The sequence below is a fragment of the Photorhabdus viridis genome (assembly GCF_040256935.1).
GTDB classification, from domain to species: Bacteria; Pseudomonadota; Gammaproteobacteria; order Enterobacterales; family Enterobacteriaceae; genus Photorhabdus; species Photorhabdus viridis.
This window is the reverse complement of the sequence record NZ_JBEJZY010000012.1, coordinates 31,865-58,050: the sequence shown is the minus strand read 5'-3', so window position 1 is coordinate 58,050 and position 26,186 is coordinate 31,865. Positions and strand designations below refer to the sequence as shown.

Sequence of the window (26,186 nt, the reverse complement as noted above, 5' to 3'; positions counted from 1 at the left end):
GAAACAATAATGAACTCACCTTCAGAAACAGAAAATACATTGATAGAAAGAGAAATTCATGATATTTGTCAGCGCCATCAATCTGTTGTGATAAAAAAAGATGATAATACGATAACAATTGCCAGCAGCGAATTACTTAATGATGATTTATTATCAGCATTACGCTTTATTTCCGGACGTATCGTTAATGTAGAGATTTGGCCACGGGCAAAAATTGAATCAGTATTGCACCAAAATATTTCACTCAATCACTTACCCGAGGAGGAGACATCTTTATTACCCCTCACAACTGATATCAATGCAGATGAGAATGACGCACCAGTCATTCAACTTATTAATCAAACTTTATTAACTGCAATTCAACGGCGTGCATCTGATATTCATTTTGAACCATCCCAGCAAGGTTATCGTATTCGTATCCGGGTTGATGGCGCATTACATCTCTTGTCCTCTCCATCGCCTCAGATGAATGCAAGTATTGCCGCACGTCTTAAAATAATGGCGAAATTAAATATTGCTGAAAAAAGACTACCTCAGGATGGACAATTTGATTGGTATGACGCACAGCACAACTACGCTATCCGTATGGCCACCCTGCCAACAATACACGGAGAAAAAGTTGTGCTCAGGATATTAAATACCATGCGGCAACTGTCGCTGGATCAATTAGATATTCCTAATCAATTATTAAATCAGCTCCAACAAAAACTAGGATTACCACAAGGAATGATTTTAGTTACCGGCCCAACGGGCAGTGGAAAAACAGTAACTTTATATAGCTGTCTACAATATCTGAATCAGAATAAAAAGAATATTTGCAGTGTAGAGGATCCCGTTGAAATCCCACTTAACGGCATTAATCAGACACAAACGAACAGTAAAATTGAACTCAATTTTGCCAAAGTATTACGGGCATTATTACGGCAGGATCCCGATATCATCATGGTAGGAGAAATTCGTGACAGCGAAACAGCCGAAATCTCAGTAAAAGCAGCACAAACAGGCCATTTGGTGCTATCTACACTACATACTAATTCTACCGTAGATACATTATCCCGCCTACAGAATCTGGGTATTTCAGGTTATATGGCAGCGTCTTGTATCAAATTAATTATCGCCCAACGGCTTGTCAGAAAATTATGTCTTCATTGCCGCAATCAACAAACAGAAGAAACAATTATTAATATTGGAAATAATTCTTTACTTATCAGACAATGGCTAGCCGTCGGTTGCGAACATTGTTTTTCCGGCTACTATGGTCGAACCGCTATTTATGAATTTTTGGAAATAACACATGAAATTCAACAAATATTATCAGAACAGAATCCCCAAAATATAAAGAATATTATTATGACTCAAAGAAAAGATACCTTACTTTCATCAGGTATTTTATTAGTAGAACAAGGAATCACTACACTGGAAGAAATTTATCAGGTTACAGGGCAGGAAGAGTAATGAAAATTCATTATCTTTATAATTGGCAAGCAGTTAACAACAAAGGCGAAATATTAAAAGGTAAATCACTATGTGATAACCGTAGAGTTTTATATCAGCAACTTATCCATGCCGGATTGCAACCTTATAATATAAAATGTGAGAAATGGATATTTTACCACCAACAACAGATTGGCTACCGTCTAAATTTTATTCGTCAATTGGCAACACTATTATCATCAGGAATGCCATTACTGAATTGCCTGAATATTCTTATTCGCGAATGTGGCAATCCATTATGGCATTGTGTATTGTCAGATATCAGTAAGAAAATTACACGGGGAGAATCACTCTCCGCCTCATTAAAAAATTATCCATTTCTCTTTCCTCCTTTATTTTGCCAACTCATTTCTGTTGGAGAACTAACCGGGCAATTAGAAATCTGCTGTCAATTATTGGTTAAGCAACAGGAACAACAAGACACGTTGCAGAAAAAAATAACAAAAGCACTGCGTTATCCTCTGATTATTACTGTTGTTGCCAGCATCATTATTTTATTGATGCTGATTTTTGTCTTACCTGAATTTGAACATATTTATCATTCATTTGATGCACAACTTCCTCTGCTAACCCACATTTTATTAATAGCATCAAACTGGCTGATTCAATATGGTGTCTATAGCGCTATTGGGTTAATAGCATTATTTCTATTTTACCTGCAATTACGCCAATACCATACGATATGGATTATCCGTGAAAAAAATCTGATGTTACGTTTACCCGTTATTGCAAAATTAATTAGCTGTCAGCAATTAGGGCAACTTTTTCATATTTTATTTATGACACAAAAAGCCGGCTTGACACTCACCGCAGGGTTAGACAGTGCTATTGCATCAATAAATCACCCGGTCTTTTTAAAAGCGACTAAATTTTTACGAGCCCAAATTAATCAAGGGATACCAATGAGCGAAACACTGAAGCAACAATCCTGTTTTCCTGCATTGTGTCAACAGTTTGTCAGTGTTGGCGAAGAGTCTGGTAATCTAGAACTGTTATTAGGAAATCTCGCCAACTGGTACCAACAACAAGCATTGGAAATTTCTGATAATATGACTCAGTTACTGGAACCAATACTTATAGTCATAATAGCCGCTATTGTCGCCATACTATTGCTCGCAATGTATTTACCTATTTTTCAGCTAGGTACGGTACTGACTTGAAGTAAAAACGATTCTCTGGTTTTGCCTCTAGGTCATCTGCCCCCTTTCGGTTACAATCCCAAAATACTATCAAGTAATATGTAAGGGATAGGATGACTTATATTATTGCACTCACAGGTGGGATTGGCAGCGGTAAAACCACTATCGCCAACGCTTTTGCAGCTCTCGGTGTTCCTCTTGTTGATGCAGATATTATTGCCAGAGAAGTCGTTGCACCTGGAACGTCTGCTTTACAAGCCATTACAGAACACTTTGGTCATGACATATTGATACCAGATGGTAGCCTTAACCGAGCACTATTACGCCAGAAAATATTCATAAATAAACGAGAAAAACAATGGATTAACCAACTTCTTCATCCTCTGATACATCAAGAAACCAGACGGCAATTAGAACAGATAATTGCACCTTATGTTATTTGGGTTATTCCATTATTAGTCGAAAATAATTTGAGGAATCTGGCAGATCGGATCCTGGTCGTTGACGCTCCACCTGAAGTACAAATTAGCCGGGTAGCCGCCCGTGATGGTATTAGCCATCAACAAGTCGAAAATATTTTGGCTGCACAAGCATCCCGTAGTGAGAGACTGGCTTATGCCGATGATGTTATCGCAAATCATGATAACGCACAGACAATTGCTCCTCGTGTTACCGAACTACATCAACAATATTTAAGATTAGCTGAATCAGCCAGACAGGATAATCATGATGAGTGACACAACTTCTACAATCATTTTTGAACACCCACTGAATGAAAAGATGCGATCATGGTTGCGAATTGAATCCTCCCTGCAACAACTCACCAGCCAACGCCATTTAGACTCGCTGGCAAGCAGCCTCGCTTTCTTCCGCACAGTTGCTGAACTACTTGAAGTTCTGGAACGCGGGGAGGTGCGTTCAGAATTGCTAAAAGAATTAGAACGCCAACAAGCAAAATTAAAACAATGGGCTGAAATACCTGATGTTGATGTTAACATCGTCAATAGTTTCAGATTGAAATTGAAAGAGCGGGCTGCTGCATTAAGCAAAGCGCCACGACTAGGGCAATCCCTTAAAGAAGATAAAATTATCAGTATGGTGCGTCAGCGCCTCAGCATTCCAAGTGGCTGTTGTGGTTTTGATCTACCCACCTTGCATTTATGGCTTCACTTGCCGCAATCAGAAAGAGATAAAATAGTTTCATTCTGGATTGATAGCTTGCTACCACTCCAGCAAGCATTGGAAAGTATTTTAGAATTAATCCGCCAATCGGCTATCTTCCGTTCAGAAATCAGTAAAAATGGTTTTCATCAGGATACAGCAGAAGGGGCAGATTTACTGAGGTTACGTTTGCCATTAAAACCTTTACTATTTCCTCAAATTTCTGGTCACAAGACCCGCTTCGCTATCCGTTTTTTACCATTGGATAGTGAAAAAGGAGCCGTACCTGTCCATTTACCATTTGAATTAGCATGCTGCTAACATATCAGGAGAGTGATTATGTCTGAATTATTAATGATTGAATGTCCAACATGTAGTAAAACCGTAGTTTGGGGAGAAATAAGTCCATACCGCCCATTTTGTAGTAAACGTTGCCAGTTAATTGATTTAGGCGAGTGGGCAAATGAAGAGAAACGGATACCAAGCCAAAGTGACAACTCCGATAGTGACGATTGGAGTGAACAACCAGAACAATAATAAATAGCCGCGTTAATCATAATGCGGCTATTTGCAATTTAAGCAGTAAGTAATGCAACAATGCTGCGATTAGCGGGTGGGAATTCGTCAGCAATTAAATCTTTCTGTAATACCCACCGAGAAAGTTGTCCTTCTTTGCCGAAAGGCTCATTCTCCCATCCATCCACCAAGAAGAAATACAGGGTAATCAGCCTGTCAGGGAAATCATGTTCAACCGTTTCTACCAATTCATAATGAGTAGCGGTAATACCAATTTCTTCCTGTAACTCACGCACTAAAGCCTGTTCAGATGTTTCCTCTTTTTCGACTTTCCCGCCAGGAAATTCCCAAAAACCGCCCATATGAGTATCGGCATGACGCTGAGTAATAAAAATTTCATGTTGTGAGTTTCTAATAATTCCAGCGGCTATATACAGGTGTTTCTTTTCCATATTACTATCATCTTTATTTATTCGTTTCAGTTACTAAGCAACCAACAATCAAGGTTCACATCAAAAGTTACCCGCTTAAAACTAACAGTAAAAAGGCGGTTTCCCGCCTTTTTATCATTACTGCAAGCGCCCGTGGCAATGTTTATACTTTTTACCCGATTCACAAGGACAAGGATCATTACGACCCACTTTACGGGCACTACTGGCAATCTGAGCTTCTGCTGTAGACATCAAAGCGCCTTTTTCCACTTCGTGGCTTAATTGCTGTTGTCTTGCCAAACGTTCAGCTTCCACACGACGTTGCTGCTCCAGAGCCTCGACTTCCTCCGGTAATCTCACCTGAACTTTGCTCAATGTGCTAATCACTTCATATTTCAGCGACTCCAGCATGTTTGCAAACATGGCGAAAGATTCTCGTTTATATTCCTGTTTTGGATCTTTCTGAGCATAACCACGCAGGTGGATACCTTGACGCAGGTAATCCATTGCTGCCAGATGCTCTTTCCACAACATATCCAGCGTCTGCAACATGATACCTTTTTCGAAGTTACGCATCATTTCAGTGCTGACAATCTCTTCTTTACGTTTATAGACTTCAACAGCCTGTTCAAGGATACGCTCACGTAAAGTTTCTTCGTGTAGATCAGGCTCTTTATCCAGCCACTCTTTGATCGGTAGCTCCAAATCAAAATCAGCCATTAAACGCTGCTGCAAACCTTCTACATCCCACATTTCTTCCAAAGATTGAGGCGGAATATAAGTATCAATAGTCGCTTTAAATACATCTTCACGAATACTGCTAATAGTTTCACTAACATCACTGACATCCAGCAAATCGTTACGTTGAGCATAAATAGCACGGCGCTGATCGTTCGCAACATCATCGTATTCCAGCAATTGCTTGCGTATATCGAAGTTACGGCTTTCAACTTTACGTTGAGCATTGGCGATAGCTTTGGTTACCCACGGATGTTCAATCGCCTCGCCAGGTTTCATACCCAGTTTACGCATCATGCCAGTGACACGATCAGATGCAAAAATACGCATCAGTGAATCTTCCATTGACAAATAGAAACGGGATGAGCCGGCATCTCCCTGACGACCAGAACGCCCACGTAACTGATTATCGATACGACGGGACTCATGACGCTCGGTACCAATGATGTGCAAACCACCCGCCGCGAGAACGATATCATGGCGCTCCTGCCATGCAGCTTTAATCTCTTCAATCTGAGCTTCTGTTGGTTCCGTCAATTTAGCGATTTCTGCCTGCCAACTGCCACCCAGCACAATATCTGTACCACGACCAGCCATGTTAGTCGCAATAGTTACCGCACTCGCCTGACCCGCCTGAGCAATAATATCCGCTTCCATTGCGTGGAATTTAGCGTTAAGCACGTTGTGCTCAATACCAGCTTTAGTCAACTCACGGGAAACCAGTTCAGATTTCTCAATAGAAATCGTTCCCACCAATACAGGCTGCCCCTTACTGGTACGTTCGCGGATATCTTCAATGATAGCTTCAATTTTTTCTGCTTCAGTCATATACACCAGATCCGGCAAATCACTGCGGATCATTGGGCGGTTTGTCGGCACCACAATGGTATCGAGCTTATAAATGGAGCTGAATTCAAATGCTTCTGTATCGGCCGTACCGGTCATGCCAGCCAGTTTTTCATACAGACGGAAGTAGTTTTGGAAAGTAATCGAAGCTAGTGTTTGGTTTTCATTCTGAATTTCTACACCTTCTTTAGCTTCAACAGCCTGATGCAACCCATCAGACCAGCGGCGCCCCTGCATAGTACGGCCAGTATGTTCATCAACAATAATGACTTCACCCTCTTTCACGATGTAGTCAACATCACGAGTAAACAGAGCATGGGCACGCAGAGCAGCAGTAACATGGTGCATCAACATGATGTTAGTGGGTGAATACAGAGATTCACCTTCTTCCATCAATTTCGCTTCCACTAACAATTGCTCAACCAGAACCAAACCGCGTTCTGTCAAATTAACCTGACGAGATTTCTCATCAACAGAAAAGTGGCCTTCTCCCTGGAAAGTATCTGAATCTTCTTTTTCCTGGCGAATCAGTTTAGGGATCAGCTTATTGACCTTGATATAAAGTTCAGAGCTGTCTTCAGCCGGGCCGGAAATAATCAATGGGGTACGCGCTTCGTCAATCAGAATGGAGTCAACCTCATCCACCAGCGCATAATGCAATTTACGCTGAACACGCTCTTCCGGGCTAAATGCCATGTTGTCACGAAGATAATCAAAGCCATATTCGTTGTTAGTGCCGTAGGTAATATCCGCCGCATATGCTTCGCGTTTAGCGGGTGCAGGCATACCTGGTAGGTTGATACCTACACTCAACCCCAGAAATTCAAACAATGGACGGTTATTTTCAGCGTCACGCTGTGCCAGATAATCGTTCACGGTGACTACGTGAACACCGCGCCCAGTTAGCGCATTCAAATAAGCAGGCAAAGTCGCTGTGAGCGTTTTACCTTCACCGGTACGCATCTCAGCAATACAGCGCTCATTCAAAACCATACCACCCAGTAGCTGAACGTCAAAATGACGCATAGCAAACACACGCTTACTCGCTTCACGTACTGTTGCAAATGCTTCAGGCAACAAATTCTCCAGCAATTCACCTTTTTCCAAACGAGCACGGAATTCGACTGTTTTACCCTTCAATTCTTCATCAGACAATTTTTCAAATTCGGGTTCCATGCGGTTGATGACATCAACAATTTTACGCATGCGACGCAGTGTACGATCATTACGACTACCAAAAACCTTAGTTAATAATTTAATCAGCATAGTTAATTACATCTCAGATAAGGCCGTTATCTCGCAGCCAGCAAATAGTTATTTATTTCGGAATTTGTAAAAATACGAAGATTCAGAGGTCAGCAGCAGGGCCTGCACGAATACCTTGAGCTTTGGCAATCCAAAACACTTGGGTATAAGAAGATTGTGGTGCAACAGTCAGAAACTGTATATCTGAAACCGGCTCAGGCGGCACAGGTTCCCTAATTAACAATGCATTCAGCGTTTCCAGCACAAGCTGCTGAATACTAGAAGAGCTTAACCGGGTACTTTGTTTTGCTGTTTCATTACTCATAGGCTGGGAAACAGAAAAAGCAAAAGAAAGCTGCCGGATAACATTGCGTACAGCATGCTGTTGCCAGTAATTAATACCACTGGCAGGCTGACGTTGAACACTTTGCAATGAAAACAGGTTATCAAACGCTGATAGAGCCTGATTTTGCCAACTCTGGCTGGATGACGTATTAGCTTGTGGAATATTATCCGTAACACCCGAGAAAATGGAAGGAACGCCAATACTTGCCGCAACCACCCCTAATAACAGATGTGACCAGAAATAACGTCTGCCAAATTGTCGCCAAAGATTTAGAATACCCATTAATCCTTCATCATATCGGAGCTATTTTTATTATGCGCGATAGCCGCCCACAATCATTAGATGTTCTTTTTGAAGACGCCGCTGCCGTTGAAAAAAGCCCGCTGCATATTGTCCAGCAACGTGCCGTCGCTTTGTTAAAACTTAACCGGGCCGTTACCAGCCTACTTCCCGCCCAGTTACATCCGTGGTGCCGGGTTGCCAATTATCGCAAACAAATTCTGGTACTGGAAGCAGGAAACGCCAGTTGGATGACCAGATTACGTTACGAGCTGCCAACGTTACTCTCTGCGTTAAGAAGCGAAATTCTACCATCATTGTCTTCCATCGACATCAGGATTAATCCATCACTCATGATTAAGCATAACAATAGTGCGCAGAGCTTCGCAAAAACAACGAATGACAATCACAAAACCTTACCGGTACGTCAGTTAAGCCAGGAAAGCGCTAAGGAACTAATTATATTAGCGAATCGTAGTCCCAAAAAGCTGAAGGAAAAATTAGAGCGATTAGCTGCACTAGCCGGAGAGAGTGCCAGCACAGCTAAGAAGAAATACTAATGCTGAGTAAAGAACATTAGCGAAAACCCAATCATTGATAGCATAATCCACTGAAATGCATCATTGAGTTATTCTCTGGCACACTAAAACGTTATGCCATTACAGTCGATGGAGCACGAAAAGCCAGCGGCATTTCAGCTTCATCTTCGAAAGTGATGAGTTCCCATGCACTTTCTTGAGCCAAAACTGCTTGCAACAGTTTATTGTTCAGCGCGTGACCAGATTTGAACGCAGTAAATGCGCCAATGATGTTATAGCCACACATAAACAGATCACCGATTGCATCCAGCATTTTATGACGGACAAATTCGTCTTCAAAACGCAAGCCATCTTCATTAAGTACGCGATAGTCATCAACAACAATCGCACAATCAAAGCTGCCGCCTAAACATAAGCCTTTAGATTGTAAATACTCAATATCACGCATAAAGCCGAAAGTACGCGCACGACTGATTTGGCGAACAAACGCTTCTGCTGAAAAATCCAGACAGTAACGTTGAGAGCTTGAATCAATCGCAGGGTGATTAAAGTCAATAGTGAAATCCAGACTGAAACCATTATAAGGTGTCATCTCGGCCCACTTATCGCCCTCTTGCACACGCACAGCTTCTTTAATGCGCAGGAATTTTTTAGATGTGTTCAGCTCTTCAATACCCGCATCCAACAGCAGGAAGACAAACGGGCTGGCACTGCCATCCATAATAGGAATTTCTGGCGCGTCAACTTCGATAATAATATTATCAATACCCAGCCCTGCAAGCGCTGCATTTAGGTGCTCAACCGTTGAGATTCGCACGTCATGCTCATTTACCAGACAAGTACAGAGCATAGTATCACGCACGGATTTTGCATCTGCCGGAAAATCAACCGGTGGATTCAAGTCAGTGCGGCGATAGATGACCCCGGTGTTAGCCGGTGCTGGGCGCATTGTCAGCGTGACTTTCTTACCGGTGTGCAAACCGACGCCAGTCGCCTGAACAATACGTTTAAGTGTCCTTTGTTTGATCATCATTTTATCTCGCAATGTTATCCATCCTGCCAACCACTATACACTATGGCTGGCGGGCAAGTTTAGCACAAAAAGCGGAGAATCCAATTTTTTAGCTATTAATCGGCCTGTTTACGCAAAAATGCAGGTATATCCAAGTAATCAGGCTCCTTGCTGATTTGTGCGCTTTGGTCATTCACCACTTTTGCAGCGGGTTTATTTTCTTCTGACAATGAAGACATTCCGCCCGATATTTGCTGATGACGGTGTTCCATTACACTTGACTGAGATGCTTTATTGGTAACCAGCGTAATTTCAGGACGCTTATCCATACCAATACCGGTGGCAACCACGGTCACACGCAACTCATCATTCATGTCTGGATCCAGAGAAGTACCGATAACGACGGTTGCATTATCCGATGCAAATGCCCGAATAGTGTTACCCACAGTTTCGAACTCATCCAAACGCAGATCAAAGCCTGCTGTAATGTTAACCAGAACACCACGAGCGCCTGACAAGTCGATATCTTCCAGCAGCGGGCTGGAAATCGCCATTTCAGCAGCTTCTTCTGCACGGTCTTCACCCTGTGCAATACCCGAACCCATCATCGCGTAGCCCATTTCGGACATCACGGTACGCACGTCAGCGAAGTCAACGTTCATCAGACCTGGACGTGTGATCAGTTCAGCGATACCCTGAACCGCCCCTTTCAAGACGTCATTCGCTGCCCCGAAAGCATCCAGTAGTGAAATGCCGCGGCCAAGAACTTTCAGCAGTTTGTCATTAGGAATAGTAATCAATGAATCCACATGTTTGGATAGTTCAGTTATCCCTTGTTCAGCAAACGCCATACGTTTCTTCCCTTCAAAATTGAAAGGCTTAGTAACGACGGCAACAGTCAAAATCCCAAGTTCTTTTGCGATTTCAGCTACCACAGGTGCTGCACCAGTACCAGTACCACCGCCCATACCCGCAGCGATAAATACCATATCCGCACCATCAAGAGCAGTGCGCAATGCATCACGATCTTCTTGTGCAGCAGTACGACCAACTTCCGGGTTTGCACCAGCCCCCAGACCTTTAGTAATACCATTACCAATCTGGATAGTCTGGCCGACAGCAGTTTTACGCAATGCCTGAGCATCCGTATTTACTGCAAAGAATTCAACACCTTCGATGCGCTCACGCACCATGTGCTCAACAGCGTTACCGCCGCCACCGCCGACGCCGATGACCTTAATCACCGCGTCATTGGTTAATTCTATTGGTTCAAACATAGTTTCTCTCCGCTTTGTGCCTTTATATCGAGACCAAAAAACAGATGCAGTCTCTGCATAAAATTAAAACTCTTTTTTCAGCCAGCTACTAACTTTTTTAAACCAGCGACTCACTGAAACATGTTTTTCAATATCCGCATCACCATTAAGGTGAGAGGCTTTTCCGTAATGCAGCAACCCTACCGCTGTTGAATAATAGGGTTCCTGCGCATAGTCCGTCAGACCAGTAATATTAAGAGGTTGACCAATACGCACCTGAGCGTGGAATACACGCTGGGCACATTCAGCCAAACCATCAATCTGAGCACCACCACCGGTCAGGACAATACCCGCAGCCAGATGGTGTTTAACACCCTGCTGGCGTAACTGTTCCTGCAATCGCAGGATTTCATCATTCACTAAATTCAGTAATTCGATGTAACGCGGCTCAATAACCTCAGCCAGCGTCTGGCGCTGTAAGCTACGTGGGGGGCGGCCACCAACACTTGGCACCTCCACACTTTCATCTTTGCTGACCAACGAACCTAGCGCACAACCGTGGCGTACTTTTATCGTTTCTGCATCGCTTGGTGGAGTACCAAAGGCATAAGCAATATCGCTGGTGACGACGTTACCGGCATAAGGGATGACTTTGGTATGACGCAGCGCTCCGCCGGTATACACTGCAATATCCATCGTACCGCCGCCAATATCTACCACACAAACACCCAGTTCACGCTCGTCTTCAGTCAAAACAGCATAGCTGGCAGCCAGCCCGGAAAAAATAAGCTGGTCGACTTTCAAACCACAGCGTTCAACGGCTTTTGCAATATTTTTTGCCATATCATTATGGCAGGTAATCAAGTGAACTTTCGCCTGCATACGTACACCGGAAAGCCCCACTGGATTTTTAATGCCTTCCTGATAATCGATAGCATATTCTTGAGGAATAACATGCAGTATCCGGTATTCATCACGTACACGAACGGATTTGGCAGTGTGAACAACATTGTCTACATCTTCCTGGGTGACTTCCTCTTCAGAAATAGGAACCATCCCGATTTCATTCTGACAACTGATATGTTTCCCAGATAACGCCAGATAAACAGAAGAAATTTGACAATCCGCCATTAATTCAGCCTGATCGATAGCCCGCTGCACACATTTGACAACCGATTCCAGGTCGTTTACACCGCCTTTATCCATACCGCGGGATGGACAGCTTCCCACCCCGATAATATTAACCATACCATCGGGCAGAATTTCACCAACAAGGGCAGATACCTTTGCTGTGCCAATTTCAAGGCCAACTACTAATTTTCTGTCCGTCGATTTGATCATTGTTGTTCTGCCTGCCTCTATATTATTGCCAGTAACTGTTTATTGCCCATTAACCCGGGCATTAGGAGCATCAATTGGTAACGGCGCCCAACCTACCGCGGCACCACTGTCATAACGCAAATCCACATAATCTACTCTTTTCTCTGTGTTCTGCTGTAGCAGCGGATAAAGCTCGATAAAACGTTTAATACGTCCTGTAGTATCCATTCTTCCCAGCTTCAGCCGGATATCATTATCCAGTGTCAGTTGCCAGGAACGACGCGCAGTCATTGCCGCCACTTTCAATTTCAGTTTATTGGCAGCAAGAAGTTTAGCCATAGCCCGATAGCCATCAAGAACCTCTTTCTCGCTGCCTTGTGGACCATAAAGCATCGGGAAATTGCCTTTAGCTTCCCATTCAACTGGTATACTGAATACCAGCCCTTCAGCATCCAGCATCTGTGAATCATTCCAACGCGCATAAGGAACATATTCTACCAGATGAATTCTCAGTTCATCAGGCCACTGTTTACGAACAGTGACTTGTCTTATCCACGGCATCCGTTCAATATGTTGCTGAATAATATTCACATCCTGCGTCATGAAAGTTCCCGGTTGCCCTAATGACAAAATTGCCTGCCGGATATCATCGTTGGTAGTGTAATGACGCTGACCTGTTACCACCAGTTTTGAAATAGGCAATCTATTAGCATCTTTCATCCAGTTCAGGACGGCCAGGCCACCCCAAATAATGGTCCCAACTACCATCAGAAAGAAAATAAGCCCAGCCAAATAAGAGCCGTTACTGGGGCGGGAACTGTTATTTTCGTTATCCCGCTCCCTCACTTTCAGGGCCGCTTGAGACATATCAATCAGCCAACTCCAGAATCTTTGCCACCAATTGTGAAAAACTTAACCCAGCCTGACGCGCCGCCATCGGCACCAGACTATGATTGGTCATCCCTGGAGAAGTATTTACCTCCAGCAGATAGAAACCGCCATCCGTATCCATCATGATATCCACCCGCCCCCAACCGCTGCATCCAACAGATTTATAAGCTTTAAGTGCTATTTCTGTCAGTTGTTGCTCTTTCTCATCATTTAAGCCACTTGGACAAAAATACTTTGTTTCTTCAGATAGATATTTTGCATCATAGTCATAAAAAACAGCAGCGGGTTGAATACGAATAGAAGGTAACGCCGTATCACCGAGGATAGCTACCGTGTATTCCGGGCCGTACAGCCATTTTTCTACCAACAAGTCAGTGTCATAATGAAATGCTATTTCCAGAGCGCCACGCAACTCTGAAATCTCATTCACCTTAGTCATTCCAACACTGGAACCCTCCAGGCTTGGCTTAACAATTAACGGCAAACCTAAATCAGCTACATACTCTTTGAGTTGCAAATCAGTAAATTGTTCAAATTGCTTAGAATTAATTGGAACATAAGGTGAAACAGTTAGCCCGACCCCCTGCCATAACTGTTTTGTCCGTAATTTATCCATCGACAATGCAGAAGCCATCACACCACTACCGGTATAAGGCAGCTGCAAAAATTCTAAGACGCCTTGCAAAGTACCATCTTCCCCACCTCGCCCATGAAGCGCGATAAAGACTTTCTCAAATCCCGCCTCTTTCAGCTGAGTTACAGGGAAGTCCTTTGTATCAACCGGATGTGCATTAATACCGGCTTCTCTCAATCCAGCCAGCACGGCTTGTCCCGATAACAGTGAAACTTCACGTTCAGCGGAAGTTCCTCCCAACAGTACCGCGACTTTCTCAGCCATTGTGTTTTTCCTCATTCAAAGATGGCTGCAATTTTGTTTCAGCCAGATTACGCGCTATTTTGCCTATATTTCCGGCCCCCTGAACCAGAACTAAATCATTACTTTCCAGTACTTGCGCCAAGACAGCAGCCACCTTTTCCGGATCAGACACCAGAATTGGATCCAACTTACCGCGGCTACGGATTGTACGGCACAACGAACGGCTATCCGCCCCTGGAATAACGGCTTCGCCAGCAGAGTAAACATCCAGCATCAGTAATACATCTACCTGACTCAATACATTAGCGAAGTCATCGTACAGATCACGGGTCCGAGTATAACGATGAGGCTGAAATACCATCACAATACGTTTATCCGGCCAGCCTGCACGGGCAGCTTTGGCAGTGGCATCCACTTCCGTTGGATGATGACCATAATCATCAACCAGCATTGCACTGCCCTCTTTGCCATTAACATGTTCCAGAGAAAAACTCCCCAGAAAATCAAAACGACGCCCGGTTCCCTGAAAATCCGCCAACGCAGCCAGAATATGACTGCCAGAAATGCCTTCCTCAGTCGCAACAGCGACTGCTGCTGCTGCATTCAGCGCATTATGGCGGCCCGGTGCATTCAATACGACGTTCAGATCAGCCATATCTTGACGACTGACAGTAAAATACCCCTGTGCGCCTTTTTGCTCATAGTAAGTAATACGTACGTCTGCTTCCTCACTGAAGCCATAAGTTGTGATATAGCGTCCCACGCGAGGGATTAACTCTTTGACAACCGGATCATCAATGCACATTACCGCACGCCCGTAGAAAGGCAGGTTATGCAGGAAGTTAATAAATGTCTGTTTCAGGTTTTCAAAGTCACCATGATAGGTATCCATATGGTCTGCTTCGATATTCGTAATTACCGCCACCATCGGCTGTAAATGCAGGAAAGAAGCATCACTTTCATCAGCTTCCGCAATTAAATAACGGCTGCTGCCAAGACGGGCGTGTGTTCCTGCGGCTTTAACTAAACCACCATTAACAAAAGTGGGATCTAAGCCAGCCTGTGCATAGATGCTGGAAATCATCGCTGTTGTTGTTGTTTTGCCGTGAGTACCGGCAATAGCAATACCATGACGGTAACGCATCAATTCTGCCAGCATCTCTGCTCTGCGAATGACCGGGATTCGGGCTTCACGCGCAGCGATAATTTCCGGGTTATCCACCTGTATTGCGGTTGAAACCACAACAACACTGGCATCCAGTACATTTTCAGGACGATGGTTAAAGTAAATCTGAGCGCCCAGTTTAGTGAGTTGCCGAGTTACCGGATTTGGCGCCAAATCAGATCCACTAATCTGATAACCTTCATTAGCCAACACTTCGGCGATCCCCCCCATGCCAGCACCACCAATGCCGACAAAGTGGATATGCCTGACTTTTCTCATCTCAGGCACGAAAGCTCTTAATTTCGCCAATTGTTGTGTATTCACGTTTTTTTCTTCACTGTATAGGTTTACTTCACCGTCCTGTTTAAGACGATCTGAATCACTTTTTTGCTGCATTGATTAATGCCGCCGATACTCGCTCAGTTGCATCAACAATTGCTGTTGAACGGGCTTTCTCTGCCATTTTTAACAATTGTGGACGTTGCCACTGAATTAATAATTCGATTACTGCATCAACCGTAAATTGAGGTTGCTCCAGTATTTTTGCCGCGCCAACCTTTTCTAGTGGTAATGCATTCCAGTATTGCTGGCGATCTTTATGCTGAAATGGGACAAAAATCCCAGGTAATCCAGCCGCAGCCATTTCGCTGACCGTCAACGCGCCAGAACGGCAAATCACCAGATCAGCCCAAGCATAAGCTTGCGCCATATCATCAATAAATTCAGTAATCTTATGTTCGCATTTAACTGAATTGTTATAGGCATTCCGGACACTTTCTTCAGCCCCTTTACCTGTCTGATGCCAAACTGTAATTTTATCACCCATACGGGCAGCAACTTCAGGCATTGTCTGGTTCAGAATTCTCGCCCCCTGACTGCCGCCAACAACCAAAATCCGAATTGGTCCTTCACGCCCTGTCAAACGTTGCTCAGGCATGGGCAATGCCAGCACATCTTCGCGAACAGGGTTCCCAACAACAGATGCTTTTGGAAATGCGCCGGGAAATGCCTGTAAAACCGTTGTCGCGATTTTCGCCAACCACCGGTTCGTCAGCCCGGCGATACCATTCTGTTCATGCAGGACAACCGGAACGCCACTCATCCACGCAGCAATGCCACCCGGACCAGAAACATATCCTCCCATTCCGAGCACAACATCTGGTTGATAGCGACGCATAATCACCTTTGCCTGACGAATTGCTTTGAAAATTCGTACCGGAGCGACTAACAGTGCTTTGATCCCTTTACCTCGCAGGCCAGAAATCTGAATAAATTCAATCTCAATGCCATGTTTTGGCACTAAATAGGCTTCCATGCGATCTGCTGTTCCCAGCCAGCGAACTTCCCAGCCCTGGTCTTTTAAATGATGAGCCACAGCCAGGCCCGGAAAGACATGTCCTCCGGTTCCACCTGCCATCACCATTAAACGTCGGGTTTTGCCACTCATCGTGGACTCCTTACAAACGCCTGTGCTTTTGCCAGACGTGTTTCAAAATCAATTCTTAATAGCAATACGATAGCTGTCGACATAATCAGCAAACTTGAGCCGCCGTAACTAATCAGAGGCAAAGTCAGCCCTTTAGTCGGCAGCATACCCGCAGCTGCGCCAACGTTAACCAGAGCTTGAAAACTGAACCAGACACCAACCGAACAAGCCAGAAAACCGGAAAAACGCTGATCCATCTGCAATGCGCGGCGACCAATAGCCATCGCGCGAAAAGCGACGAAGAATATCATTAACAACACCAAAACCACACCTACGTAACCTAATTCTTCTGCCAAAACAGAGAAAATAAAGTCAGTATGTGCTTCCGGCAGGTATGCCAGCTTCTGTACTGAATTTCCTAACCCTTGTCCTAAAAACTCCCCACGCCCAAAAGCCATCAAAGATTGCGTTAATTGATAACCTTTGCCATACGGATCTTCCCAAGGATCCAGAAAGGAAGTTACACGGCGTATACGGTAAGGTTCAGCAATAATCAGCAAAACCACCGCGAATACCCCTGAACCAATAATCGCCAGAAACTGCCATAGTTTTGCTCCCGCCAAAAATAACATGGCTAATGTTGTTACAAACAGCACGACCACAGTTCCCAAGTCAGGCTGGGCCAGAAGTAGTACAGCCAACACGACCATCACACCCATTGGCTTACAGAATCCCCAGAAGTTATTCCGTACTTCTTCTACTTTGCGCACCAAATAACTGGCGAGATAACAAAATAAAGAAAGTTTCGATAATTCAGCAGGCTGAATTCTCAAAGGCCCAAGAGCAATCCAACGCGATGCACCGTTTACTGAACTTCCTACCGCCAGCACAACCAGCAGCAGAATAACGGAAATAAGTAACATCAGGTTGCTATAGCGCTGCCAGAAATCCATCGGAATACGCAATGTGATTAATGACAACCCGAAAGCCAGCAATAGATAAATCGCATCACGTTTGGCAAACAGGAAAGGATCTTCTGCAAGACGCTGCCCAACCGGCATTGATGCTGAAGTCACCATGACAAAGCCGATAATCCCCAATCCGAGTGTCAGCCAAACCAGTGTGCGATCGTACAACACCCTATTGGCGACATCAGTTTCACGACCACCAATAACCCAGTCTTTTAAGCTACTGAACCCCGGAATAGACATCAGCCCAGCTCCTCGGCCAAACGGGCAAACTCATGACCGCGCTGTTCAAAATTACGAAACTGATCAAGGCTTGCACAAGCGGGAGATAACAGCACCATGTCGCCAGCAACCAATCGCGGTGCAATATCACGCATCGCCTGTTCCATAGTTTCAGTCAATGTCGCCATTTCTGGACGTAGTTGCGCCAATCGTTTCCCATCACGGCCAAAGCAGTAAAACCGAACTTTATTTCCACTAAGGAAAGGTTTGAGCGGAGAAAAGTCTGCTGATTTACCATCGCCGCCCAACAACAAATAGAGAGTACCATCCAGCTTCAGGCCATTAAGCGCCGCTTCTGTACTGCCAACATTGGTCGCTTTAGAATCGTTAATCCAGCGCACCCCATTCTTCATATGGACAAGTTGGAAACGATGGTCAAGCCCCGGATAAACTTTCAATGCCGCTAAACTGGCTTTACGGGGAATCCCAACTGCATCGGCTAACGCCAGTGCAGCCAATCCATTTACGTAGTTATGCCGCCCTGTCAGTTTGATTTCATTTGTCGCCAGCAGTGATTGGTTGTGAACTTTTAAAAGTGCATTTTCACTATCAAGCTGGTAGTCGCCACAATCGACGCCAAAGCTGATACAACGGCTGTCCATACCCGTTTCAGGTAATGTCAGAGCATCCTGAGCATTCACAACACATCTCTTCGCCTGGTGATAAACTCTCAATTTAGCTGTCCGGTACTGAGCTAAACCCTCCGGATAGCGGTCCATATGGTCTTCAGTCACATTAAGCGCAACAGCTGCCGCGGCTTTCAGGCTATATGTGGTTTCCAATTGGAAGCTGGAAAGTTCTAAAACATAAAGCTGACAGGGTTTCTTCAATAACGCTAATGCAGGAAGACCAATATTACCGCCCACCCCTACCTGCCAATTAGCCGCTTTCGCCATTTCACCAACTAGGCTGGTGACAGTACTTTTGCCATTAGAACCTGTAATTGCAACTATCGGTGCTGTTGCTTCACGACAAAACAACTCGATATCGCCAACAATTTCAATGCCTGCGTTAGCCGCAGCCTGCAACTCGACTGTTGTCAGAGCAATCCCTGGGCTTGCAACAATCAAGTCGGCATTCATCAACCAGCCAACATTCAGGCTTCCACTATGACACTCAACATCATCAGGTAATTTATCTCTGCCAGGCGGTGTTGAACGGGTATCCATCACACGGGGGATCACACCTCGCGCCATAAAAAAGTCAACACAGGAGAGACCGGTCAGCCCCAACCCGATAATGACGACTTTTTTACCTAAATAATCTGCCATGATTAACGTACCTTCAATGTTGCCAGGCCAATCAGCACTAACATCAGAGAAATAATCCAAAAACGCACGATAACGCGCGGTTCCGGCCAGCCTTTCAATTCATAATGATGGTGAATAGGCGCCATACGGAAAATACGCTGTCCACGCAGTTTAAAAGACCCCACCTGCAAGATAACCGACAGGGTTTCCACCACGAATACACCGCCCATAATTACCAGCAAAAATTCCTGGCGCAGCAACACAGCAATGGTCCCAAGAGCGCCGCCCAATGCCAAAGAACCCACATCACCCATGAAAACCTGAGCCGGATAAGTGTTGAACCACAGGAAACCTAATCCAGCGCCAACAATCGCAGTACAGACGATAACCAGTTCACCCGCATAGCTCAGGTAAGGAATATGCAGATAGCTAGCAAAATTGACGTTGCCTGTTGCCCATGCCACCAAGGCGAAGCCAGCCGCAACAAAAACAGTTGGCATAATTGCCAAACCATCCAACCCATCAGTCAGATTCACCGCGTTGCTAGTTCCGACAATCACGAAGTAGGTCAGCAGAATGTAAAGCACACCCAGTTGCGGCATCACATCTTTAAAGAATGGCACAACTAATTGTGTTGCCGGGGTATCTTTCCCGATGCTGTACATCGCAAATGCCACACCCAATGCCAGGGCGGACTGCCAGAAATACTTCCAACGGGCAATCAATCCTTTAGTATCTTTGCGCACAACTTTGCGGTAATCATCCACGAAACCAACAATGCCGTAGCCAATCAGAACAATCAGCACACACCAGACATAGGGGTTATTCAAGCGTGCCCACAACAGTACAGAAATCGTAATTGAAAATAGAATCAGCAAACCACCCATCGTCGGTGTACCACGTTTGCTAAAGTGAGATTCCGGCCCATCATTGCGAACCACCTGACCAATTTGTAATTTTTGCAGGAAAGCGATTAAGCGCGGCCCCATCCATAATGCGATAGCCAATGCAGTCAGCAGGCTGACAATGGCTCTGAACGTCAGATAAGAAAAGACATTAAAGCCGGTGTGATACTTGACCAGATATTCGGCCAGCCAAACTAACATGTGAAGCTCTCCTGTAATGCGCTGACGACATCTTCCATTGCAGTGCTGCGCGAACCTTTAACTAAAACTGAAATTATTTTGTGTTGTTGTAATAGTGGAACCAATGCGGCAACCAACGCGGCTTTATCCGAAAAATGCTGACCGCGACCACTTGCTTCACTGATGTGAACACTTAACGCGCCCACACTGAATACCTTATCGATGCCACCCAAAGCTGCTGCTGCACCAACCTGACGATGGTAATCTTCTGACTGTTCACCCAACGCGCCCATATCGCCAACAACCATAACCCGGTAACCCGGCATCTGAGATAACACTTGAGCCGCAACGGTCATCGAACCGACATTGGCGTTATAAGTGTCATCAAGCAGCAATTTTCCTTCTGCCAGATTGATTGGAAACAACCGACCTGGTACAGGTTTCAGCCCGGACAAGCCAAGACGGATATCTTTTAGCGTTGCGCCAACAGATATTGCCAACGCACTGGCAGCTAACGCATTGGCGACATTGTGTTTTCCAGGTAATGGCAAAGTAATTTCTGTATTGCCAGCGGGGGTATGCAGGCAAAAGTCAGTAGTCAGCTGTTTGACCTGAATATCTGTAGCGTAAAAATCAGTGTCTGATGCTTGTTGTATAGAAAAACGCTGTACTGTTTTGTCACCGATAACCTGTTGCCAGTGCGCCCAATCATTGCTTTCCATATTGATGATGGCAGTACCATTTTCAGGAAGACCGAAAAAAATTTCTCCTTTCGCTTTTGCAATACCAGCCAGAGAACCAAAATCTTCCAGATGTGCAGTAGACAGGTTATTTACCAATGCCGTTTCCGGTCGGGTCATTTCCGTGGTATAGGCAATCTCACCAATATGGCTTGCGCCTAATTCAATCACAGCAAACTCATGTTGTTCTGTCAGTCTGAACAATGTCAGCGGCACACCGATATCATTATTCAAATTACCTTCTGTATAGAGCGTATTACCGCACTGACGCAGAATCGCAGCGGTCATCTCTTTCACCGATGTTTTACCAGATGACCCCGTCAGCGCAACGACACGGGCGTGACTCTGTCGGCGAACCCAACTTGCCAATTGCCCCATAGCCAGACGAGTATCTTTGACCACAACTTGTGGACAATTAACATCCAGGACACGGCTGACCAGCAAAGCACTAGCCCCCGCTTCTACTGCATCAACAGAAAAATCATGGGCATCAAAACGCTCACCCTTTAATGCAATAAATAGACTGCCATTTCCAACTTTACGGCTGTCAGTAGTAACATCACTGATACAGATACCTGCGGCCTGCTGTTCATTAACCTGTTTCAGTACGCCATCAGTCATTTGCGCCAGTTGTTGCAGTGTGAGGGAAATCATGCGATCACCCCCAATAACCGGGCAACTGTCAATCGATCTGAATAATCCAAGCGACGATGACCTACCAATTGATAATCCTCATGGCCTTTACCCGCTATCAATACAACATCATCTGCTCTTGCCTGCATAATGGCACTGGTTACCGCTTCAACACGGCCATGAATCGCTATTGCACGACCCGGATCGATAAAACCTGTCAGAATGTCAGCAACAATTGTCTGAGGCTCTTCACTGCGCGGGTTATCATCAGTAACAATCACATAATCAGCCCACTGTTCCGCCACGCCGCCCATCAGAGGACGTTTGCCTTTATCGCGATCGCCGCCACAACCAAAGACGCACCAAAGTTTACCTTTACAATGCAAACGTGCAGCCGCTAAAGCTTTCTCCAGCGCATCAGGTGTATGAGCATAATCGACAACAACAACCGGTTTGCCCGGTGCAGTGAATACTTCCATCCGCCCACAGACCGGCGACAGGCAGGAAGCAGTTTCAAGCAGCTTTTCCAGTGGGTAGTCCAAAGCTAATAAGGTGGAAAGCGCCAACAACAGGTTGCTGACGTTAAATGCTCCCATCAAGGCGCTATCAATTGTACCGCCTCCCCAACTGGACGCGAAAGTAATAGATACGCCTTTATCGTAATATTTTATTTCACGAGCCGCCAACCAACGCCCCTGCCAGTTTTCCGGCAGACGGTTTTCCATCGTCACAGCCACCGCTTGTGGTAAACGGGATAACCATTTCAGGCCAATATCATCATCAGCATTAATGATTTGCTGTTTCACATGGTGAGTAGAGAATAACAACCATTTAGCTGCTTCGTAGTGTTCCATATCACCGTGGTAATCAAGGTGATCACGGCTCAAATTGGTGAATACCGCCGCCTCAAATGGCAACGCGGCCACCCGTCCCTGAATCAACCCGTGAGAAGAGACCTCCATTGCCGCACAGGTCGCCCCTTGTCGAACAAGTTGTTGCAGATCGAGTTGAATATCAACAGCTGAACCGGTGGTATTTTCACTTGGCGCCACACGCCCCAGTAAACCATTACCAACAGTTCCCATCACTGCACTGGTTTCACCCAATCCGTGACTCCACTGAGCAAGCAATTGAGTCGTGGTTGTTTTTCCATTGGTTCCAGTGACACCAATCAGACGCAATTTATTACCAGGATGGCGATAAAACTCACCAGCTAATTGTGATAGCTTATTATTCAAATCATTCACATAAACAACCGGAACACCGTGCATAACCTGCACAGTCCCGTTATCAGCCCCGCTTTGAGCTTCTGCAATAACCGCCGCAACACCTTGTGCGATGGCCTGAGAAATGTAGTGTCGACCATCTGCCTGATGCCCTTTAACAGCAACAAACAGATCTCCGGCAGCCGATTTACGGCTGTCCAATGTCATTTCGCGTAATGCGCACTCTGGGACATCAATACCCAATGGCGCGAGTAAATCGCGTAGATTATGATCTGCCACCTGTATCCTCTTTCTTATTAATCACAAATTCATTTTTATCACCTGCCGCCAAAGCATCCGGCTCCACATTCATGATGCGCAGAACGCCGCCCATAATGGCGCCAAATATCGGCGCAGAAACCGCACCGCCGTAATACTTACCTGCTTGTGGATCATTAATGATCACAACCAGTGCAAATCTTGGATTACTTGCAGGAGCAACACCTGCGGCGTAAGAGATATATCGATTAATGTATTTACCATCCGGCCCGACTTTCTTCGCAGTACCCGTTTTGATTGCAATCCGATAACCTTTTATCGCGGCCGTTACTCCGCCGCCACCGGGCAAAGCCACACTTTCCATCATATGAACGACCGTACGCATAATTGGCTCAGGAAATACTCTGGCGCCTGGCACGGGTGGATCAACTTTAGTAATCGACAGGGGACGATAGATACCCATACTGCCAATGGTTGCATAGACCCGCGCTAACTGTAACGGTGTTACCATCAACCCGTAGCCGAAAGAAAAAGTGGCTCTGTCAAGATCTGACCACCGTTGTCTGTTTATTGGATATAAGCCACTGCTTTCTCCAACCAATCCCAAATTAGTCGCTTTCCCCAATCCAAAACGTGAATAAACATCCACTAACTCTTTAGCAGGCATCGCTAACGCCAGTCTGGAAACACCAACGTTACTCGATTTCTGTAAAATACCGGTGATCGATAATTCCGAGTAACGGGCCACATCCCTAATTTCTTTACCGCTAATTCTATAAGGCACTGTATTAATAACAGTATTTTCTTTGATAATACCATCATTCAGCGCAGCCATGACCACCATAGGCTTAACAGTGGAACCCGGCTCGAAAATATCGGTGATAGCACGGTTACGCATCGCTTCCTTTGACGTATTGATGCGATTATTTGGGTTATAAGATGGGCTGTTCGCCATTGCCAATACTTCGCCGGTATTAACATCCACCAATACCGCTGTACCGGATTCTGCTTTATTAAAAGCGACCGCGTTGGTTAATTCGCGGTAAACCAGTGCCTGCAAACGTTCATCAATACTCAATACCAGATTGTGCGCCGCCAAACTATCAACAGAGGAAATATCTTCGATGACACGGCCAAAACGGTCTTTGCGTACCGTCCGCTCACCTGGCTGACCAGTCAGCCAGCGATCAAAACTTTTTTCGACGCCTTCAATGCCCTGACCATCAACGTTAGTCACACCGATAATATGGGCAGTTACCTGACCTGACGGATAATAACGTCGGGATTCCTGACGCAAATAAATTCCTGGTAATTTCAGTTTATGAATATAATCACCAACCGATGGGTTAACCTGACGCGCCAGATAAACAAAGCGACCTTTAGGATTAGCGTTAATTTTACTGGTAAGCTGTTCAACCGGCAGATTAATCGCATCAGACAAGGCTTTCCATCGGGTATCATCAGTAACTCCCCCTTTTTCAAATACCTCTTTCGGATCTGCCCAGACAGCATTTACCGGGACACTGACAGCCAGAGGTCTCCCCAGACGATCGCTGATCATACCGCGAGCAGTCGGAATTGACTGCACGCGCAGGGAACGCAAATCCCCTTCTTTAACCAATTGCTCCGGATTGATGATTTGCAAGTAAGCCACTCTCAGCAACAAGCAAACTAAAGCAAGGGCAATACCTCCACACAGCAAAGTAAAACGCCAGCTGACAAAACTGGTTTTATCTTCTTGCCGTTTTAACTTCGCGAAGCGTGCTGCTTTCATCACTTACCTTATAATCATCAAATTAACTCACTGTGAAACAACGATGTTTTCCTGTGTAGGATTAACATGTTGCATATGCATTTTTTCAACGGCTATCCGTTCAACCCGGCTGTGATCGCCAAGGGCGTTTTCTTCAAGGATCAAATTACGCCACTCGATATCCAACGTATTACGTTCCAATACCAGATGTTCTCTTTCAGCCGTCAACAAACGGGTTTCATGTGTTGTGGTTACAACACCTATGGCTGAAATCATGACAGCTATTAGAAGGATCAACGGTATTTTGGCATTCCTAAACAAATCGCTGCCGATAATACCGGTTAACCCGTGACGTTCACCTGCCATTATTCACTAACTTTTTCAGCAAAACGCAAAACAGAACTACGAGCCCGCGGGTTATCAGCCACTTCTTCCTCTGACGGTTTCATCTTGCCGACAGATTTCAGGTTACGCCCACCTTGCGCTTTCAATTGCTCTTCTGTCAGTGGCAATCCTACCGGCACTTGTGGCCCACGACTGTTATGACGAATAAAGCGCTTAACAATACGATCTTCCAGTGAATGAAAACTGATAACTGAAAGCCGCCCTTGCGGTGCAAGCGCCTGTAATGCGCCTGCCAGCGCCTGCTCAATCTCTTCCAGCTCACTGTTGATATAAATCCTGATAGCCTGGAAGCTCCTGGTCGCCGGATGCTTATGCTTCTCTTTTACCGGACTGGCCTGAGCAATCAAATCGGCCAGCGCTTTTGTCCGGGTAATGGGCTCTTCCTGATTACGTGTAACAATGGCTCTGGCGATACGTTTAGCGAAACGTTCTTCACCGAACGTTTTCAACACCCACGCAATATCATCCGCGTCTGCTTTCATTAGCCATTCGGCTGCTGATTGCCCACGAGTCGGATCCATTCGCATATCCAGCGGTCCATCACGCATAAAAGAAAAACCACGTTCCGGGTCATCCAGTTGCGGTGAGGAAACACCTAAATCCAGCAATACACCATCGATTTTGCCGGTTAGCCCGGCTTCTTCTACATGGTGAGCCAATGCAGAAAACGGCCCATGTATTATTGAAAAACGCGGATCTGTGATCGCTTTTGCCGCTTCAATTGCCTGCGGATCACGATCAATTGCAATTAAACGACCTGCCGTCCCCAGTTGCGACAAAATTAGACGCGAATGCCCACCACGACCAAATGTGCCATCGATATAGATTCCATCTTCACGAATATTCAGTCCATTGACTGCTTCATCCAGCAATACACTGGTATGTTTAAAATGACTGTTTGCCAT

The 26,186-nt window shown here is 45.3% G+C and carries 24 protein-coding genes; 6 read left to right on the top strand and 18 right to left on the bottom strand.

All coding sequences use genetic code 11. The features are described 5' to 3' along the window. Positions 1–9 precede the first annotated feature (9 nt). The 5 genes from gspE (at position 10) to yacG (ending at position 4,331) form a co-directional block, all read left to right on the top strand. On the top strand, positions 10–1,455 hold the full coding sequence (gspE, locus tag ABR397_RS06880; RefSeq protein WP_350305111.1) for a type II secretion system protein GspE: 1,446 nt from the start codon (positions 10–12) through the stop codon (positions 1,453–1,455). Next, positions 1,455–2,654: a protein transport protein HofC gene (gene hofC, locus ABR397_RS06875; protein ID WP_350305061.1), complete on the top strand. Its 1,200-nt coding sequence runs from the start codon at positions 1,455–1,457 to the stop codon at positions 2,652–2,654. The genes gspE and hofC overlap by 1 nt, the downstream gene beginning before the upstream one ends. A gap of 92 nt (positions 2,655–2,746) precedes the next feature. Then, complete coding sequence (gene coaE, locus ABR397_RS06870; RefSeq protein ID WP_350305060.1) at positions 2,747–3,370, top strand: dephospho-CoA kinase; 624 nt, start codon at positions 2,747–2,749, stop codon at positions 3,368–3,370. Next, positions 3,363–4,115, top strand: coding sequence for a cell division protein ZapD (zapD, locus tag ABR397_RS06865; protein ID WP_350305059.1), 753 nt, complete (start codon positions 3,363–3,365; stop codon positions 4,113–4,115). The genes coaE and zapD overlap by 8 nt, the downstream gene beginning before the upstream one ends. Positions 4,116–4,133: 18 nt before the next feature. Further along, a complete protein-coding gene (yacG, locus tag ABR397_RS06860; RefSeq protein ID WP_350305058.1) occupies positions 4,134–4,331 on the top strand; it encodes a DNA gyrase inhibitor YacG in 198 nt (65 codons plus the stop codon). A gap of 38 nt (positions 4,332–4,369) precedes the next feature. On the opposite strand, the gene mutT is transcribed toward yacG, so the two are convergent. From mutT to secM, 3 genes are all read right to left on the bottom strand, one after another. Next, on the bottom strand, positions 4,370–4,762 hold the full coding sequence (gene mutT / locus ABR397_RS06855) for an 8-oxo-dGTP diphosphatase MutT (RefSeq protein ID WP_350305057.1): 393 nt from the start codon (positions 4,760–4,762) through the stop codon (positions 4,370–4,372). A gap of 117 nt (positions 4,763–4,879) precedes the next feature. Further along, the gene (secA, locus tag ABR397_RS06850; RefSeq protein WP_350305056.1) at positions 4,880–7,591 is read right to left on the bottom strand and encodes a preprotein translocase subunit SecA; all 2,712 of its coding nucleotides are present in this window, start codon (positions 7,589–7,591) and stop codon (positions 4,880–4,882) included. Positions 7,592–7,673: 82 nt separating this feature from the next. Then, positions 7,674–8,198, bottom strand: a complete 525-nt coding sequence (gene secM, locus ABR397_RS06845) for a secA translation cis-regulator SecM (protein WP_350305055.1) — start codon at positions 8,196–8,198, stop codon at positions 7,674–7,676. 32 nt (positions 8,199–8,230) lie between these two features. Between secM and ABR397_RS06840 the strand changes: the two genes are divergently transcribed. Next, positions 8,231–8,755 (top strand): DUF721 domain-containing protein, encoded by a 525-nt coding sequence (locus tag ABR397_RS06840; RefSeq protein ID WP_350305054.1) that lies wholly within the window; start codon positions 8,231–8,233, stop codon positions 8,753–8,755. A gap of 91 nt (positions 8,756–8,846) precedes the next feature. On the opposite strand, the gene lpxC is transcribed toward ABR397_RS06840, so the two are convergent. The 15 genes from lpxC to rsmH all read right to left on the bottom strand — a co-directional run bounded on the left by lpxC (position 8,847) and on the right by rsmH (position 26,186). Beyond that, the gene (lpxC, locus tag ABR397_RS06835; protein WP_036839045.1) at positions 8,847–9,764 is read right to left on the bottom strand and encodes a UDP-3-O-acyl-N-acetylglucosamine deacetylase; all 918 of its coding nucleotides are present in this window, start codon (positions 9,762–9,764) and stop codon (positions 8,847–8,849) included. Between the two features lie 98 nt (positions 9,765–9,862). Then, positions 9,863–11,023 (bottom strand): cell division protein FtsZ, encoded by a 1,161-nt coding sequence (gene ftsZ, locus ABR397_RS06830; protein WP_350305053.1) that lies wholly within the window; start codon positions 11,021–11,023, stop codon positions 9,863–9,865. A gap of 63 nt (positions 11,024–11,086) precedes the next feature. After that, positions 11,087–12,343 carry a cell division protein FtsA gene (gene ftsA, locus ABR397_RS06825; protein WP_350305052.1) on the bottom strand — a complete coding sequence of 419 codons (1,257 nt, stop codon included), beginning with the start codon at positions 12,341–12,343 and terminating at the stop codon, positions 11,087–11,089. Positions 12,344–12,382: 39 nt separating this feature from the next. After that, complete coding sequence (gene ftsQ / locus ABR397_RS06820) at positions 12,383–13,189, bottom strand: cell division protein FtsQ (RefSeq protein WP_350305051.1); 807 nt, start codon at positions 13,187–13,189, stop codon at positions 12,383–12,385. Between the two features lies 1 nt (position 13,190). Next, entirely contained in the window at positions 13,191–14,111 is a 921-nt protein-coding gene (locus tag ABR397_RS06815; protein WP_350305050.1) for a D-alanine--D-alanine ligase, read from the bottom strand. Next, positions 14,104–15,579, bottom strand: a complete 1,476-nt coding sequence (murC, locus tag ABR397_RS06810) for a UDP-N-acetylmuramate--L-alanine ligase (protein WP_350305110.1) — start codon at positions 15,577–15,579, stop codon at positions 14,104–14,106. Before murC ends, ABR397_RS06815 begins: the two co-directional genes overlap by 8 nt. Before the next feature lie 55 nt (positions 15,580–15,634). Next, on the bottom strand, positions 15,635–16,702 hold the full coding sequence (gene murG / locus ABR397_RS06805; protein ID WP_350305049.1) for an undecaprenyldiphospho-muramoylpentapeptide beta-N-acetylglucosaminyltransferase: 1,068 nt from the start codon (positions 16,700–16,702) through the stop codon (positions 15,635–15,637). Continuing rightward, positions 16,699–17,892: a cell division protein FtsW gene (ftsW, locus tag ABR397_RS06800; protein ID WP_350305048.1), complete on the bottom strand. Its 1,194-nt coding sequence runs from the start codon at positions 17,890–17,892 to the stop codon at positions 16,699–16,701. The genes murG and ftsW overlap by 4 nt, the downstream gene beginning before the upstream one ends. Beyond that, on the bottom strand, positions 17,892–19,202 hold the full coding sequence (murD, locus tag ABR397_RS06795) for a UDP-N-acetylmuramoyl-L-alanine--D-glutamate ligase (protein ID WP_350305047.1): 1,311 nt from the start codon (positions 19,200–19,202) through the stop codon (positions 17,892–17,894). The genes ftsW and murD overlap by 1 nt, the downstream gene beginning before the upstream one ends. A 2-nt stretch (positions 19,203–19,204) precedes the next feature. Further along, positions 19,205–20,287: a phospho-N-acetylmuramoyl-pentapeptide-transferase gene (mraY, locus tag ABR397_RS06790; RefSeq protein ID WP_350305046.1), complete on the bottom strand. Its 1,083-nt coding sequence runs from the start codon at positions 20,285–20,287 to the stop codon at positions 19,205–19,207. Continuing rightward, on the bottom strand, positions 20,281–21,660 hold the full coding sequence (gene murF / locus ABR397_RS06785; protein ID WP_350305045.1) for a UDP-N-acetylmuramoyl-tripeptide--D-alanyl-D-alanine ligase: 1,380 nt from the start codon (positions 21,658–21,660) through the stop codon (positions 20,281–20,283). The genes mraY and murF overlap by 7 nt, the downstream gene beginning before the upstream one ends. Then, positions 21,657–23,144: a UDP-N-acetylmuramoyl-L-alanyl-D-glutamate--2,6-diaminopimelate ligase gene (gene murE / locus ABR397_RS06780; RefSeq protein WP_350305044.1), complete on the bottom strand. Its 1,488-nt coding sequence runs from the start codon at positions 23,142–23,144 to the stop codon at positions 21,657–21,659. Before murE ends, murF begins: the two co-directional genes overlap by 4 nt. Next, positions 23,131–24,897 (bottom strand): peptidoglycan glycosyltransferase FtsI, encoded by a 1,767-nt coding sequence (locus tag ABR397_RS06775; protein WP_350305043.1) that lies wholly within the window; start codon positions 24,895–24,897, stop codon positions 23,131–23,133. The genes murE and ABR397_RS06775 overlap by 14 nt, the downstream gene beginning before the upstream one ends. A gap of 27 nt (positions 24,898–24,924) precedes the next feature. After that, positions 24,925–25,245 carry a cell division protein FtsL gene (ftsL, locus tag ABR397_RS06770; RefSeq protein ID WP_350305109.1) on the bottom strand — a complete coding sequence of 107 codons (321 nt, stop codon included), beginning with the start codon at positions 25,243–25,245 and terminating at the stop codon, positions 24,925–24,927. Next, positions 25,242–26,186, bottom strand: a complete 945-nt coding sequence (gene rsmH, locus ABR397_RS06765) for a 16S rRNA (cytosine(1402)-N(4))-methyltransferase RsmH (protein WP_350305042.1) — start codon at positions 26,184–26,186, stop codon at positions 25,242–25,244. The genes ftsL and rsmH overlap by 4 nt, the downstream gene beginning before the upstream one ends.

Coding starts and splice junctions, on each gene's coding strand:
- gspE (WP_350305111.1), top strand. CDS start 10: ATGAACTCACCTTCAGAAACAGAAAATACATTGATAGAAAGAGAAATT.
- hofC (WP_350305061.1), top strand. CDS start 1,455: ATGAAAATTCATTATCTTTATAATTGGCAAGCAGTTAACAACAAAGGC.
- coaE (WP_350305060.1), top strand. CDS start 2,747: ATGACTTATATTATTGCACTCACAGGTGGGATTGGCAGCGGTAAAACC.
- zapD (WP_350305059.1), top strand. CDS start 3,363: ATGAGTGACACAACTTCTACAATCATTTTTGAACACCCACTGAATGAA.
- yacG (WP_350305058.1), top strand. CDS start 4,134: ATGTCTGAATTATTAATGATTGAATGTCCAACATGTAGTAAAACCGTA.
- mutT (WP_350305057.1), bottom strand. CDS start 4,762: ATGGAAAAGAAACACCTGTATATAGCCGCTGGAATTATTAGAAACTCA.
- secA (WP_350305056.1), bottom strand. CDS start 7,591: ATGCTGATTAAATTATTAACTAAGGTTTTTGGTAGTCGTAATGATCGT.
- secM (WP_350305055.1), bottom strand. CDS start 8,198: ATGGGTATTCTAAATCTTTGGCGACAATTTGGCAGACGTTATTTCTGG.
- ABR397_RS06840 (WP_350305054.1), top strand. CDS start 8,231: ATGCGCGATAGCCGCCCACAATCATTAGATGTTCTTTTTGAAGACGCC.
- lpxC (WP_036839045.1), bottom strand. CDS start 9,764: ATGATCAAACAAAGGACACTTAAACGTATTGTTCAGGCGACTGGCGTC.
- ftsZ (WP_350305053.1), bottom strand. CDS start 11,023: ATGTTTGAACCAATAGAATTAACCAATGACGCGGTGATTAAGGTCATC.
- ftsA (WP_350305052.1), bottom strand. CDS start 12,343: ATGATCAAATCGACGGACAGAAAATTAGTAGTTGGCCTTGAAATTGGC.
- ftsQ (WP_350305051.1), bottom strand. CDS start 13,189: ATGTCTCAAGCGGCCCTGAAAGTGAGGGAGCGGGATAACGAAAATAAC.
- ABR397_RS06815 (WP_350305050.1), bottom strand. CDS start 14,111: ATGGCTGAGAAAGTCGCGGTACTGTTGGGAGGAACTTCCGCTGAACGT.
- murG (WP_350305049.1), bottom strand. CDS start 16,702: ATGAGTGGCAAAACCCGACGTTTAATGGTGATGGCAGGTGGAACCGGA.
- ftsW (WP_350305048.1), bottom strand. CDS start 17,892: ATGTCTATTCCGGGGTTCAGTAGCTTAAAAGACTGGGTTATTGGTGGT.
- murD (WP_350305047.1), bottom strand. CDS start 19,202: ATGGCAGATTATTTAGGTAAAAAAGTCGTCATTATCGGGTTGGGGCTG.
- mraY (WP_350305046.1), bottom strand. CDS start 20,287: ATGTTAGTTTGGCTGGCCGAATATCTGGTCAAGTATCACACCGGCTTT.
- murF (WP_350305045.1), bottom strand. CDS start 21,660: ATGATTTCCCTCACACTGCAACAACTGGCGCAAATGACTGATGGCGTA.
- ABR397_RS06775 (WP_350305043.1), bottom strand. CDS start 24,897: ATGAAAGCAGCACGCTTCGCGAAGTTAAAACGGCAAGAAGATAAAACC.
- rsmH (WP_350305042.1), bottom strand. CDS start 26,186: ATGGCAAACAGTCATTTTAAACATACCAGTGTATTGCTGGATGAAGCA.